The organism is Bacillus sp. FSL R5-0560, from assembly GCF_037966305.1.
Lineage (GTDB): Bacteria > Bacillota > Bacilli > Bacillales > Bacillaceae > Bacillus > Bacillus mojavensis.
In genome coordinates this window covers 1337281-1350149 of sequence record NZ_CP150195.1, presented here as the reverse complement: position 1 = coordinate 1350149, position 12869 = coordinate 1337281, and the positions used below count along the sequence as shown (strand labels likewise).

General features: G+C 38.3%; 15 protein-coding genes and 2 pseudogenes. 4 read left to right on the top strand and 13 right to left on the bottom strand.

Going from position 1 to position 12869, the window contains the following annotated elements; all coding sequences use genetic code 11:
• Positions 1–20: 20 nt before the first annotated feature.
• Complete coding sequence (locus NST56_RS06920) at positions 21–1718, top strand: hypothetical protein (RefSeq protein ID WP_339180955.1); 1698 nt, start codon at positions 21–23, stop codon at positions 1716–1718.
• A 105-nt stretch (positions 1719–1823) separates the two neighbouring features.
• On the opposite strand, the pseudogene NST56_RS06915 reads toward NST56_RS06920, so the two are convergent.
• A pseudogene (locus NST56_RS06915) lies at positions 1824–1928 on the bottom strand (peptidoglycan-binding domain-containing protein); the annotation flags it as partial.
• Between the two features lie 136 nt (positions 1929–2064).
• On the opposite strand from NST56_RS06915, the gene NST56_RS06910 reads away from it, so the two are divergent.
• Complete coding sequence (locus NST56_RS06910) at positions 2065–3918, top strand: T7SS effector LXG polymorphic toxin (protein WP_339180953.1); 1854 nt, start codon at positions 2065–2067, stop codon at positions 3916–3918.
• 15 nt (positions 3919–3933) lie between these two features.
• Positions 3934–4374 carry an SMI1/KNR4 family protein gene (locus tag NST56_RS06905; RefSeq protein WP_339180951.1) on the top strand — a complete coding sequence of 147 codons (441 nt, stop codon included), beginning with the start codon at positions 3934–3936 and terminating at the stop codon, positions 4372–4374.
• Positions 4375–4474: 100 nt separating this feature from the next.
• On the opposite strand, the gene NST56_RS06900 is transcribed toward NST56_RS06905, so the two are convergent.
• Entirely contained in the window at positions 4475–5020 is a 546-nt protein-coding gene (locus NST56_RS06900) for a hypothetical protein (RefSeq protein ID WP_339180948.1), read from the bottom strand.
• A 65-nt stretch (positions 5021–5085) separates the two neighbouring features.
• Here NST56_RS06900 and NST56_RS06895 point away from each other — a divergent pair, with 65 nt between their 5' ends.
• Positions 5086–5421: a hypothetical protein gene (locus NST56_RS06895; RefSeq protein ID WP_339180947.1), complete on the top strand. Its 336-nt coding sequence runs from the start codon at positions 5086–5088 to the stop codon at positions 5419–5421.
• Between the two features lie 39 nt (positions 5422–5460).
• Here the strand turns inward: NST56_RS06895 and NST56_RS06890 are convergent, their stop codons facing one another.
• From NST56_RS06890 to NST56_RS06840, 11 genes and pseudogenes are all read right to left on the bottom strand, one after another.
• Positions 5461–6282 (bottom strand): N-acetylmuramoyl-L-alanine amidase, encoded by an 822-nt coding sequence (locus NST56_RS06890; protein WP_339180945.1) that lies wholly within the window; start codon positions 6280–6282, stop codon positions 5461–5463.
• Between the two features lie 46 nt (positions 6283–6328).
• On the bottom strand, positions 6329–6751 hold the full coding sequence (locus NST56_RS06885; RefSeq protein ID WP_041052495.1) for a holin family protein: 423 nt from the start codon (positions 6749–6751) through the stop codon (positions 6329–6331).
• A gap of 39 nt (positions 6752–6790) precedes the next feature.
• Positions 6791–6969 (bottom strand): annotated as a pseudogene (locus tag NST56_RS06880) (XkdX family protein).
• The gene (locus NST56_RS06875; protein ID WP_339180941.1) at positions 6959–7420 is read right to left on the bottom strand and encodes an XkdW family protein; all 462 of its coding nucleotides are present in this window, start codon (positions 7418–7420) and stop codon (positions 6959–6961) included. Before NST56_RS06875 ends, NST56_RS06880 begins: the two are co-directional and overlap by 11 nt.
• 17 nt (positions 7421–7437) lie before the next feature.
• A complete protein-coding gene (locus NST56_RS06870) occupies positions 7438–9048 on the bottom strand; it encodes a pyocin knob domain-containing protein (RefSeq protein WP_339180938.1) in 1611 nt (536 codons plus the stop codon).
• A gap of 12 nt (positions 9049–9060) precedes the next feature.
• On the bottom strand, positions 9061–9690 hold the full coding sequence (locus NST56_RS06865; RefSeq protein WP_199680908.1) for a hypothetical protein: 630 nt from the start codon (positions 9688–9690) through the stop codon (positions 9061–9063).
• Positions 9687–10871 (bottom strand): baseplate J/gp47 family protein, encoded by a 1185-nt coding sequence (locus tag NST56_RS06860; RefSeq protein WP_339180934.1) that lies wholly within the window; start codon positions 10869–10871, stop codon positions 9687–9689. Before NST56_RS06860 ends, NST56_RS06865 begins: the two co-directional genes overlap by 4 nt.
• Positions 10855–11211, bottom strand: a complete 357-nt coding sequence (locus NST56_RS06855; protein WP_199680910.1) for a DUF2634 domain-containing protein — start codon at positions 11209–11211, stop codon at positions 10855–10857. The genes NST56_RS06860 and NST56_RS06855 overlap by 17 nt, the downstream gene beginning before the upstream one ends.
• Positions 11208–11555 carry a Gp138 family membrane-puncturing spike protein gene (locus NST56_RS06850; protein ID WP_248337202.1) on the bottom strand — a complete coding sequence of 116 codons (348 nt, stop codon included), beginning with the start codon at positions 11553–11555 and terminating at the stop codon, positions 11208–11210. The genes NST56_RS06855 and NST56_RS06850 overlap by 4 nt, the downstream gene beginning before the upstream one ends.
• Positions 11555–12520, bottom strand: coding sequence for a hypothetical protein (locus tag NST56_RS06845; RefSeq protein WP_339180925.1), 966 nt, complete (start codon positions 12518–12520; stop codon positions 11555–11557). Before NST56_RS06845 ends, NST56_RS06850 begins: the two co-directional genes overlap by 1 nt.
• Positions 12507–12863: a hypothetical protein gene (locus NST56_RS06840; RefSeq protein ID WP_248337197.1), complete on the bottom strand. Its 357-nt coding sequence runs from the start codon at positions 12861–12863 to the stop codon at positions 12507–12509. Before NST56_RS06840 ends, NST56_RS06845 begins: the two co-directional genes overlap by 14 nt.
• Positions 12864–12869 lie beyond the last annotated feature (6 nt).

Genomic DNA, 12869 nt, shown 5'->3' with positions numbered 1-12869 from the left:
TTTTAGGAGAGATAAATTTAATGGATTTTTTAAATTTTTTAGTCGATTTTTTAGACTACTCATCTAGAATATTATATGATCAACTCCCTCCTATTTTTAGATTATTAATCCCGTTTACTTTAACAATTTATTTATTTAGTTATAAAGAAAGGAAAGAAGTTACTTATTCTTATTTGAAACAAAAAAAGGTTTCTAAGAATGCACTAATTTCAATTGTTCTTACTGTCATTGTTCTTGTTTTTCTTGGATTACATTACTATTCTGAAATCAGAGATACTTGGTTCAATAATCTTTTCGTAGTATTCTGTGCACTATGGGCTTTCTTTATTTTTTATACATATAAAGAGTTGTTTAACTCTGTTAATATCTTTGCTGTTAAAGATCGTCACTTAAAAGTCATTAAAAAAGTAAATGGAAAAATAAAAATGTACAGCTATATATATAGTTCTATAATCTATATAGCTGAAAAGTTATATAAGAGCATTGAGAATAATATTAAAATTAATTTTATTAAAAATACATGTAAGTATTTTCTTTCTATATTATTCATTATTTCAAAAGATGAAATCAGAAAAAAGTACTTAAAGGAACTTGAAAGTTTAGATTTAGCAATACAAATATTAACCCAAATATTATTATCAAAAACTAAGTATAACCTCTCGAAAGATGTTTCTAAAGCTTTAAAAGATGTAACTGATGAATTAGTTATCTTTACAAGTTATAGTAAAGATTCTATGTTTAATGAAAATTTAGTATCTTTAGACATAATTATGGACGTTGAATCCGTATATTCAACAATACTTAAAAATATTGAGATGTTAGTTGAAAGTTCTTTGAAAAATTCCAGAACAGAAGATTTACATCAATTACTAAAAGTTCCAAAAAACATAGAACTTCCACCTTTAATCGTAAATGAAACAGTATATCAATTATCTTTAAATAAACGCTTAATTACGAAAATTAATGAGGATCTTCTTAATTTGAGAAGAGTTTATATTAAATCTATTAAGTCACTTACTTCAATATTACATACAAATCAGTATATGGGTGATTTAACGTTAGTTCGAAATATTATAAATCTCCCTAATGAAGGTAATGAAAACACTACCGGTTTGCCTTCTTCGGAGGCTATTTTTACACTGCAAGTGTCAATTATTATTGAGTCTATTATGAAAAATAACATTAAGTTATTGACTGATATTGTTAATATAACCCTTGAGAATAATCATAATAAAAAAATCGAAAGTTCTGTATTAAATATATTTGTACTTTGTGCAATTAAAGCAATAGAACAGGGCCATTATAAATGTGCTGGGCACTTGGTAAAAATGATTGTTAAAAATGCCGATATTGAAGACATTAAAACTTCAACGTCAGAAATAATCAGACACTTTAATGGTGTTGAATTTCACAGTGAAGATGAATTTTTGAACCTCTTTCGAAAGGATATCGATTCTAAGCTTGCAGACGAGTTCATGTTATCATTGCCATTTAGTAAAATTTCATTTGATTATTGTTTTTCAAAATTTATTTTCTTATTGGAACAGCAATATAATTTTATAAAAAAAGTTGAGAATAATGATTTATTTGATTCTTTTAAATTTGCTACGCCAAAGGATTATATTAAAAATAAAGTAAATGGTCTTCATAAGGAGTATGGACTGATAATTTTACGAGAAGATATAATGACACAAGAACAAGAAGTTCAAATGGTATAGGTTATATTATTTAAAAATGTCCTCTTGAAATTCAAGAGGACATTTTTTTATTATCCTAAATTTGTTATCAATTAAACATTTCCTTTTAGAAAAGGGCTTCTTTTATTACTCCAATAACGTTTCGAGTTTCGCTTTCGTTTTCGGGCCATAAATGCCGTCAGCTCTTAAGCCATTCATTAACTAGAACCGTCTGACTGCGTCATCAGTTTCCAAACAAATAATCTGAATAGGTAAATTTACACAGATCAAATGATTCATTTCCCACTTTTGAATTACATCGCTGTCTTTTTCTTCATTCCCCTATGGTAAAATCTAGTTAGAGTTTTTCAAACGAAAGGATATGATCATGAAAGTATTTGAAGCCAAATCACTGCTTTCAGAAGCAGATAGACGCGCAAAGGAATACAAGGAATTAAGAAGTCAGATGGTCAATCTAAAAAAGGCTTTTAAAACTGTAGCAGATTTAGATGACAGTGAGTTTTCCGGCAAAGGCGCCGACAACATTAAAGCATTTTACCAAGATCACGCAGGTGTAGCTGACAATTGGATTGACTTACTTGATATGAAAATTGCTTTCTTGACAAGCATTTCAGGCACTTTAGAGGACGCCAGCTTATCTGATGCATATATAGAAGAATCCTTCTTAGAACATGAGCTGGCTAACGCCTATACAAAATCAAAATCCATTATGTCTGAACAAAAGAAAGCCATGAAGGATATCTTAAATGATATCGACGATATTCTTCCGCTTGATTTGTTCTCGACAGAGGTCTTCAAAGACGAACTTGCTGATGCAGAGAACAAACGTAAAAAAACAGTCGATAAACTAGGCAGCGTGGACGAAGCACTTGTTACTGAATATGCTCAATCAGAGCCAAACGAGCAATTCATCAAGAAGGACTTCCAAAAGCTTGAGGAATCAACAGGCAAAGGCAAGAATGCTACACCCATCCATTACAATGCCAAGGCGTACCGTGAAAGTGACATACATAAGAAAAAAGGTGATATCGAGAAAAAGACTGAAGCCTATCTGAAGATCAAGAAAGATGAAGCGAAAGAACGAGAAATCAAAGAGCTAAAGAAGAAACTAGCTGACGGAGTTACGGACCCGGATGAATACTTAGAAATTGCCAAGAAAGTCGGCTATGAGAATCTTACCCCTGAACAGCTCCAGTATGTGGTACAGCTTGAACAAGCAAAACAGCTGGAGGCCGTCGGTGAAAGTGTAATCAATGTCGGTAAGACAGCATTTGATATCATCGATGGTATTAATGATGGGATTAACGATACCATTGACGATACGATATATGGCATCAAAGACTTGATTGTAGGAGCCTGGGAATATTCACAGCTTCCTATGGAATTAAAACTTACAAAAACAATTACAACAGTCTTAAGCGTTCCCTCTTATCCAAAAATAATCTGGACAAACATCGCCGATTCATGGAATGATAAAATGATAAATGGTGATGCATACACAAGAGCACATTATATCAGTTATGCAATCGGCAATATTGTTGGACCAAAAGGTGCGGGTGCCGCGGTACAAACCACTACCAAGCTTTCTAAAGTAGGTAAAGTGGCTGAAGGTGGAACAGCCGCTGCTCATGTCAATAAAGGGCTTTTAAAAGGAAAAGACTTTATTAATCCCTTATTAAAAAATAAATATGAACCTGCACTTGTAGGGATAGCTCAAGATATAGAGAATACCTACAATGTGAAAAATACATCTATATTAAAAAAAGAGATTCAATCAAAACAAGATCAATTCGTCCAAGCTGCACCATATACACATAAAGATGCATTCGGTAACACCGTCACAACCAACTTAAAAAATGGACATTTAAAAAATGATGTTCACCCTGTAACCGGAGTACCTTATGATAAAGATGGCTTCCCAATTTTCGAACCAGTTACCGAAGTAAAGATCGATAAATCATTATATCTACAGAAAGATACTGCACAATTTAAAAAAGCCACTGAACTATTACAGCAAGAAATTAATAAAAATCCAGAGTTAAAAAAACATTTTACAGAAATGCAGTTAAAACAGATTTCAAAAGGCAAAAAACCAAAAGGTTTTACATGGCACCACCATCAAAATGAAGGTATAATGCAGCTAGTAGATGCAGATATTCATGGCAAGACAGGACATACTGGCGGAAGAAACATATGGGGCGGAGGTTCCAAATACAGATAAAAGGAGTTTATTAAAATGGTTGAATGGGATTTCGGAGAGCATCCTGTTAGTAACGAGGAAATTATTGAAGTAGAAAACATGTTACAAGTAAAGTTCCCAAAAGATTATGTAGAATATGTAAAAATCTATTCTGGTGCTACCCCCTCTCCCGAAACTTTTGATCTTGAAGATAGGGAAGGAATTGCATTCGGATACTTACATAGCTTCCATAAAGAAAGTGAGTCATATATAGTTAACGTTTCTAATCGTTATCGAGATGGTAGAATGCCCGACAAAGTAATACCGATTGCGGATGATGTGTTTGGCAATGAAATCTGCTACGATTTTCGAAAAGAACTCAGTAGTCCTTCTATTGTTTTTTGGGATCATGAAGTTGCATATAAAAATCCTGACGGAGCTTTGAGTCATATATGTGATTCATTTACCGAGTTGGTTAATAAACTATACGAGGAATAAGAGGAATAAACGGATAAATCCCTTCTCGTTATGAGAAGGGATTCATTCATCATACGGTCGGTACTTCTTCCGTCCGGCTTCTAATTCTATGAATGTCATCCTAGAATGAAGTTCCAGCTCCAGGCAACACTCTGTATTTACTAAAATCTAGTGAGTATGCAGTGCCCGACAAGCTTGCATAACCTCCATTATTCTTGTTCATGTGTACAGCTCCACTAACACTAAGTCCTATGCCATTCATACCACCTACAATTGCATCTCTTTTAAAGCCGGAATGATATCTTAATTTTACTTTACCTTCAAAGTGGTACGGCCAATATGTGTTGGGTCTAACAGTCCAGTAGATGGTTCTTCCTCTATCGCCTGCGGTAACAACTGCTTTTCCACCAGGACCCACAACTTGAGGTTTAATTCCAGCATTCTCTTCTGCTATAACACTATTCGGGTCTTCAGTAATGATATTAGAAATTACAGGGTCATTGCCTAAATCTCTTACTGTAATCTCATCATCTTGATAAACAATTTCGCCAAGGTTAGATAAATCTTCTAAATTCTGAGGTTTTTCACTGGCTAAAGTAGGAACGGCTAAAAACAAAGATAAAAACACAGTAAATGACATTAAAAATAATTTTTTCATATTTTTCAAACCCTCTCCCATTTTATTTCCACTTGGATAATGGTACCATAAAAACAAAATAAAGGGGTGATTTTTTGACAGGAAATAATGAAGATTTAGACATTTTCAAACAATATGTGAAGGGTCTTTGCAAAATTAACGACATTTCTCCCCGAAAACCTAGGTTTGAAACTATCGGAAATATTGTGGTTATTAGTATTAAGAACCATTTAAAAGACGGAGTGGATTTAGATTGTTTTAAAATTTTAAACCTGATATACCGAATAGTCGGGCAAGTAGGAATAAAATTTAACCAACAATTATTCCTCTATCCAGATTCAGATAGAGTGGATAGAGTAACTGTCTCTTTTAATAAAGAGGATTATGATGCATTAAATATAAAAATGAAGGATGGAAACATAGATAACTGAATTTAATCCCCCCTTCTGTTGTAAAAGGGGGGGTTATTTTTATTTTAATTTTCCTTCAAGTTTCGCTTTCGTTTTTGGTCCGTAAATGCCATCAGGATTTAAACCATTCATCAGCTGGAACCGTCTTACTGCATCAGCTGTTTTCGGCCCATAATAGCTATCAATCCCAAAATTTTTGGCTTTCTTATCCGGATAGAAATGCAACGCAGCCAGGGCTGTTTGAATTTGCTCAACTGCACTGCTATGAATCAACGGGCTTTTCACTTTAAAAATGCCAGAAGGCAGATTGAAAGATGATTTCTTTTTACTTGAGCTTGATTTTTTCACCGTTTTGGATGAAGTTGTTTTCTTGCTGGATGATTTGCCGCCAAGTGCTTTTAATTCAGCATCAATCGCCGCTTTAACTTCATTCCAGCGTCCCTCGTCTAAAATACGGTGCGGGCAATACTTTCCGCTCCAATCTTGGTGCTTCCGCACACGATCAATGCCCCATCCGCGTTCTTTCAGCAGTTGCGCCACAAACTTGATAGCCAACTTTTCAGCAGCCCTATATCGTGCGCCTCCTGACTTGCTGTAGCAGATTTCAACACCGATAGACTTACGGTTCCCGGTGCCGTTTGTACCGTCTCCTGTGTGCCATGCATTGCGATCTGTTGGGATGCCCTGCCTTACCTCTTTGTCATCAACGGCAAAGTGAAAGCTCGTTGAACTGGTGTTTCCAATCATGTAGCTGACTTCGTTCGCAGCTGATGCATCATTGTAAGTGTTGTGGATGGTGATATATTCAGCGTCCATATAATTAGGGCATTTCAAGCCGTATTTTGATGTTGAAACAAGGTTCTTTTTCACTGCGATTGTCATAAATGATCTCTCCTATTCTATTTTTCAAATAAAAAGAGCTACTGGATTATCCAGCAGCCTGTTCGTCTTTTTCTTTTGTTTGTTCGTTGTCGTTTTCGATTACATGCAGCCGCTCCGTAATGGTGGCCGGAATCTTAACGCCGATCTGTGCTAGGTTCTCTGTAATCGACAGTCCTTCATTTGCGATATAAAAAAGAACGGTTCCAAATGTGAGAACACCGTTCAGGTTAAGAATTGTATCTACTATATTTGCCACAATGACCACTAGAAAACTGAGCATTTTCCGGACATACCCGAACCAAGCGCTCCGGCTTCGTAGCTTTTTGAATTTCCATGCCTTGATTACACCTGTTATAACGTCGATAATGCTGAGAACTAGTAGTAAATCTAGGTATTTCACACCTCCAAACAGGTAAACCCTCGCTAAATCTAATGTTTCAAAATTAATAAACACAGTCGTTTCCTCCATTTCTTTGATCACCTCCTTAGAGGCAAAATAAAAAAGCCCTTATTGACTGGCTTCTGTCGTTTCCTCATATGTCTGACCTGTTACCTCGTGGTATTGGTCATGTGTAATGTATTTTGCTTGAACACCTTCTTTCATGTCCTCAACGGAACAATCGTTAAATGCATAGATGTTGTAGCCCATTTGTAGAACAACGCAAATACCCAGAAATTAAGATTCACTTGTCATTCCTCCCTTTAAACTCAGTACGTCTAATTTTAAAACTGCCATTTGTTCACCAAGAGATTGATTCAAGGCCTCTGCTTCTTTCCTTGCCAGCACTTCCGCTGTCAACTGTACACCTAAAGCATTCTGAGCCTGCTCAGCTTGTTTTCTTGCGAGCTTTTCGTCCGCCAGCTGCTGCCCGAGGGTTGCAAGCTGTTCTGCTATAGGATTGGTTTCAGGAATACCGCCTTGTTTCAGCTGCTCTTTGTATTCTTCATCAGCAGTTTCAACCCATGTTTGTTTTTCCTCATCGAATAAAGGCCGCCACATACCCTCTCCATTTATTTCTGGAGGAATATCAGTAGCATTCGCCGGGATAACATATCTTCCTGACTCTCTATCAGGGTATAACTCAACCGGCCTTCCTAAATAGATTTTATCCTCACCATATGGGTATATTAATTTCATGCTTCTCCCTCCTTTCTTTAGGTTAGAGGAACAACTAAATCAATATAATATCCATTTACCTTTGACTCAGTAGTTGCCATTATACCTGTTAGTTTCATATCACCAGATGCATATATAATAATCTTGCTATAACCGGTCGTGCCGCTGGTTGCAACCATTTTGACAATCCCTTTTTTCGGGGCGCTTGAAGACGGGATACTCGCAAAAACTACCTCTCTATCAGTAAGAACGTGACCATTAAGATGCAACGTGTTTCCAACTTTACGGTATTGTAAAGGTCTATCACCTGAAGTTGCCCCGTTTTTGTATGGAACATTTACCCACGGCGTCTCTATAAAATCTAAGTCTGTAACAACCTCTCGCCACCCAGTGAATTCTCCCTCTTTGTGCTTTGTTCCAATCCATGTACGGTTATCATAGGATCTTGTTGCTACAATTTTCTTTAACCCTTGAGGTGGGGCAAGGTCGGCCGGAACATCTGTAATATCATAATAGTACCAGGCAGCATCATCATCCCCTGGATGATTCACAACACCTGCCCCAAAATAAAAGCCAGTCGGATAATCAAAAAGGTTTTGTCCTTTAGTTATTTTTATTCGCTGACCGGTTTGGGTTGTCAGTGGATAGAGTTGTCCATTATTCCACTTGTTCTTATCTTCTTTCGTTACATGAATGTCTGTTTTATTTTCATGAGTATTGACCTTTGCTTGGGCTCCTGCGGAATATTCAATCTCCATCCAAGGTGTCCAGTTTTCTGATCCACTCACCTTATTTCTTATGAATTTCCGCCGATTATCAGGTATAGAGGTTGTTGCACTGGTATATGCTGTGAACTCCTGATATGGATAGGTGCCGTAGTTGTAAACCAATAAATAACCATTGCTATTCACAGGGGCATTCAGTGCAGTTGAAACTGAAGTCATATAATAAAACCCTGTTTCAATAACAGTATTGAAATCTACGCCTGACAAGTATTTCATCAAACCATTGTCTTGTGTTAATTTTGATAACTGAGCCGCATTCCACTTGGTCCTCTCTGCATCAGAAATATGTCGAATCTGGTTATAGTTATGTGCATCAAACTCCGTTTTGGTTGCCTGTTTGTCATTGGTAACATTACTGAGCCCGACTTGATCTTTTGTTACTCCGTGAGGGTTACTTTTATCATTAATGTGCTGATCAGTATATGTTTTTGCGTTTTTTTCGGCTGTATCAGCCTTGTTTTGCGCTCCTGTAGTCGTTTCCTTTGCATTCCAGTTTGAACGCTCTGTGGACGTAATATGCCGCGTAGAATCTGTATTGTGTGCGTTGAATTCTGCTTTAGTTGCTTGCTGCACGTTGTCTACGTTCCCTAAACCAACTTGCCCCTTTGTGACTTGGTTGGGGTTATCCCTACGCGCAGCAAATTCATCTGTATATGCTTTTGCTGTTTTTAAAGCAGTGGAAACATCATCCTGCGTTGCTCCGATCTCTTGCAATTCCTTTAGTGCATGATAGGCCGTATATTGATACCAATTGAACCAATCCGCAGGGGGATGATCCATCGGTTTGTATCCTTCATCAATGGAGGACTGCGGGGGCCTCTGCCCGGCGTTCCCCCATTCAGGCAATTCTTTTGTAAAAGGCATAAAAATCACTCCTTAAATCGGTAAAGGGTAATCATCTTCAGGCTGAAAGATTCCGCCGAGTGTTCCCCCGTCTGTCCCGTCTGTTGAAAATCCATATTGACTCGTTTCTATAGAGTTAGCAGATGACGAAAAGCGAAAAGTGCCGTTTAAATCTACATAAGCCACTCTCACGCCCGCAGCTACTGTTTTTTGAACGATATTTGAAAACTGTGTTGCGCTCATTCCGACTTTGCTCAAAGCTTCAATAGGTGCCTTTTTTACAATGATGGAGGCTGGTTCGTCTTCGTTGTTTTCCTTACTGCTGACAATGTGTATTTCACTTGGCTTACAGTTCAGTGTTTTTGCTAAAGCTTCGATGATCCGGTTTGTGGTACCGTCAGAAACATTTCTGGCAACCTTGCCACGAATAAGCACACGATAAATTTCATCGGTGGCACGGCCTCGATCCTGCGATACGTTGTCACCAAGTAGATCCAGAGCCTTTCCTTTTGCTGCGTCAATATCCCGCCAGTTCTCAGCTGTAGTCAGTGCACTTTTAAGTGCTGTCAGCTGTTCATCGACAATTAAAAAAAGCTTACCGATATTGCTCTTTTCGTCTTTCAAAAAGGCATCGGTCAGCTTTCCTATTAAGTCTTTAATCATATGAGATTCACCACTATTTCATCAAAATGTACCTGAGCAACCTCTTTAGGTTCAATCTCAATGTTTGACTGTGAAAGGCTTGTCGCATCTTTCCCTATCTTGATCGTTACATCGGAGACACCATCTACTTGATATACCGCGTTGAATAACTGCGACAATATAACATCATCGCCCATTTGTGAGCCGGTATAGTAAGAGCCGTTCGCATCAATTCCCCCGATTTTATAAACGAGGTTGTTTTTGATCTGGCTAACTCCATCAATAGGGAAAGAAGCATTTGTTTTTAAATCCAGCTGCAGATATATTTTGACTTCCCTTGCAAAATCAAATTTGACGGCATGATCAAGCCCGCTGGCGTCTGTTATCGTAACAACTTGCTCCCCGACCGTTTCAATTCCCGCAGCAACACTGTCAAACAGTGCTTGCGCAACATCATCTTTTGTACCGCCCAGTACATAAGCGTGAATGCTTTTTGGTGGGTTACCGTCCGCATCGGTCTGCATTGTATTGTTGGCAACAATGTTCGCTGATCTGACGCCCGAAACGTTCAGCAAGGCCGAAATAATACCTCCGTTTGTAGATGCTGAACTGCCCTCAACTGATTTCTTTATACGTGCTCGGAATTCCGAATCTGTTTCCTCGTCGGCACCACCTGCCGATGGTTCCGGATTTGTAACTGAATACACGCCCTCTGAAGGCTCTGCCTGCACGGTAATGGTATTTGCCGCAACATTGTTTATAACGCCCTTAGAAAGCGAGACAGCCGTCCCTGAGCCTGTCCCATTAGCCTCAATTACAACGTCTTCAATCAATTCAAAATAGATGCCTGATTCCGTAGTAAACTGAGTTTGTTCTTCAATTACGATACCGGGTTCTCCGGTAAAGGACAGAGTCACAACTGACTCTGCAGCTGGTTCACGGGTGATTCCCGAGTTGCTGCCAAGACGATCAAGCTGCACGCCCTCAGACTTACTGACAAAGCCGCTGTTATAAACTCTTTCTGCAATGTCCCACAAGCCGGCCAGAAACCAAGCAAAAATACGAATAATAATTCCTAACGGTGTTTTACTGGATGTGTTTACATCCTCCCCGAATTGTTCCCGCGCCCGGTCCTCCATACTATCTACAAGTTCGGAATAGGTTTGCCGTTGAAAGCCCGTTTCATCAAGCAAGATCAACACCCCCTATTTCAATTGTTTCTTCATCTTCTTTTGTCATTTTTACATGTACTGAGAGATTGCGTGATTCTTTATTAATCGAAAAGCTCACTGACTCAACACTGGCAATTCGCTCTTCTTGAGAAATCGCATTGATGATGTCATATTGCGCCTCTTCTTGATCAAACTGCTTTCTTAAAATGTTGCTGCGATCAAGGCCGACATGTTCATCAAGATCAAATTCTCCCATACTTGTTTTAAGAATCATTTCTACCGATTGAGCCAACTCAGCGTCACCATCAACCATCTGCAGTTCACCGTTTTCGAAGCAGAGATCCCCGTTTTTAAGCTTGAGAGTCTTCATCCTTCCCACACCCCTATGACAACCGGATCATTTATGCTGTGTGTACGTCGGGAATCAGGATCAAAGGTTTGATTGCCGTCCAGGTTATCAAGTGACCGTTCAGCAAACGAAACAAATACACAGGCCCCCACTTTTATATCAGCCTCAACATGTTTCAAGACAGGCGCATGCTCAATCAAAGGGTATTCATGAAGATATTCACCATCATTGGTTTGAAACAGCAATTTCAGATCAGCAGTATGTTTTTCAGCATTATAATTTACAACCTTCGCTGGTGCCGTTGTATGGATTGACTGTTTTATCCGTTTCTCAAATGCATCAAAAAATCTTGTCGCTTTACTCATTAAATCACCTTACATTCTGTAAAAAAGTCTTTACCGTCAAAAGAATGGGTACCCTCTTTCACTCGATATTTTCCTTTTGCTGTCTTACTGTTCACCTCTATGATTGAGGCTACTGCAATACGATGCTGCAGAAGACATTTCACCTTATACCCTTTGAGATCATCTTCCTCAAATTGTTCTGGCGTTTCTACAAGACCTGTCGCCTCTTCGAGCTTGAAACGTTCGTCATCCCCTTGGCTGAGTGGCCGAATAACAGGACGGCCGCGTCGATAGTACATTACAGCCCCAGCATCATGAATGACCTCTTCAAGATTGTTTTCAATCAGTCCGGTGACGCGATAGCCTTTTTTATAAACTTTATTTTTTGGCAGAATGATATTTTTAACTTTAATACCAAGCACACGCAGAAGCTTATCGACAATTTGCCTTGAGGTTGTGCCTGACTTGAACGTGATTTTCATGTATCTCTTACGGTATCTGACCTCTGTCCGGGTGCCGTAATTCCTGACTGTTTTATATGTCCGGCCGTTTTTGTCTTTTTTTACAGTCACTACTGGTTTTGCGAGCTTGTACCGCTTTTTCACATAATATTTTTCAGCAGGATCAGCATTTTCAGTGGTCACTTTCATATGTGTGTAATCATCGCCATCTTTTGAATAGATGGCCGTTACCTTATTCAAACCGTCCCAATTATTCAGCACCTTGGTAACTTTACCGATAGTTAAAATACCGTAATCATCTTTATAACCAGCTTGAACAGTGATAGTGCTGCCTTTTTTAATTTTGTTTATTGAATCTTTGCTCAGGTTGTATATTTCAACCTTTGTTTCATTCGGTTTGAAGTCATCATCAAACGGTACTTCAAAATGAATTTCTAAGTCTTTATAGTCGAAAGTTGTCTGTGAACTGCCGTTATCTATCGTGACCTTAACGACGCGCCCAAACAGCATTTTATTCGTTGCCATCGTCTTCTCCCTCCGCATCGTCCGAGACATCATCAATATAAAGAAACACGGTTTGCATAAAATTCTCGTATGTAACCCGTGTTTCTGTATTCGATTCATCCATAGGGATAAGGGAAGGCGCTGGCAGATTTTCATTTACGATGTCTTCCCACAAAGGAACGTTTAATATTAGCTTTTCGCCCAGCACGATTGGTTCCATATCTTGATCGTATAAATCAAGTGAAAAACTATCGTCTGTTTGATTGTAATTGATACGCAAAATGTACGTGTCATCTGCTAAATCAAATTCAAACTGCTGTGGTATGTCCTCTTTGTCAAAAGGAATGTAATCTCTTGAAGCCATGCCTTT

Coding starts and splice junctions, on each gene's coding strand:
- NST56_RS06865 (WP_199680908.1), bottom strand. CDS start 9,690: ATGATTAAAGACTTAATAGGAAAGCTGACCGATGCCTTTTTGAAAGAC.
- NST56_RS06920 (WP_339180955.1), top strand. CDS start 21: ATGGATTTTTTAAATTTTTTAGTCGATTTTTTAGACTACTCATCTAGA.
- NST56_RS06890 (WP_339180945.1), bottom strand. CDS start 6,282: ATGACAATCGCAGTGAAAAAGAACCTTGTTTCAACATCAAAATACGGC.
- NST56_RS06870 (WP_339180938.1), bottom strand. CDS start 9,048: ATGCCTTTTACAAAAGAATTGCCTGAATGGGGGAACGCCGGGCAGAGG.
- NST56_RS06875 (WP_339180941.1), bottom strand. CDS start 7,420: ATGAAATTAATATACCCATATGGTGAGGATAAAATCTATTTAGGAAGG.
- NST56_RS06910 (WP_339180953.1), top strand. CDS start 2,065: ATGAAAGTATTTGAAGCCAAATCACTGCTTTCAGAAGCAGATAGACGC.
- NST56_RS06850 (WP_248337202.1), bottom strand. CDS start 11,555: ATGAGTAAAGCGACAAGATTTTTTGATGCATTTGAGAAACGGATAAAA.
- NST56_RS06840 (WP_248337197.1), bottom strand. CDS start 12,863: ATGGCTTCAAGAGATTACATTCCTTTTGACAAAGAGGACATACCACAG.
- NST56_RS06885 (WP_041052495.1), bottom strand. CDS start 6,751: ATGGAGGAAACGACTGTGTTTATTAATTTTGAAACATTAGATTTAGCG.
- NST56_RS06855 (WP_199680910.1), bottom strand. CDS start 11,211: ATGAAGACTCTCAAGCTTAAAAACGGGGATCTCTGCTTCGAAAACGGT.
- NST56_RS06905 (WP_339180951.1), top strand. CDS start 3,934: ATGGTTGAATGGGATTTCGGAGAGCATCCTGTTAGTAACGAGGAAATT.
- NST56_RS06845 (WP_339180925.1), bottom strand. CDS start 12,520: ATGGCAACGAATAAAATGCTGTTTGGGCGCGTCGTTAAGGTCACGATA.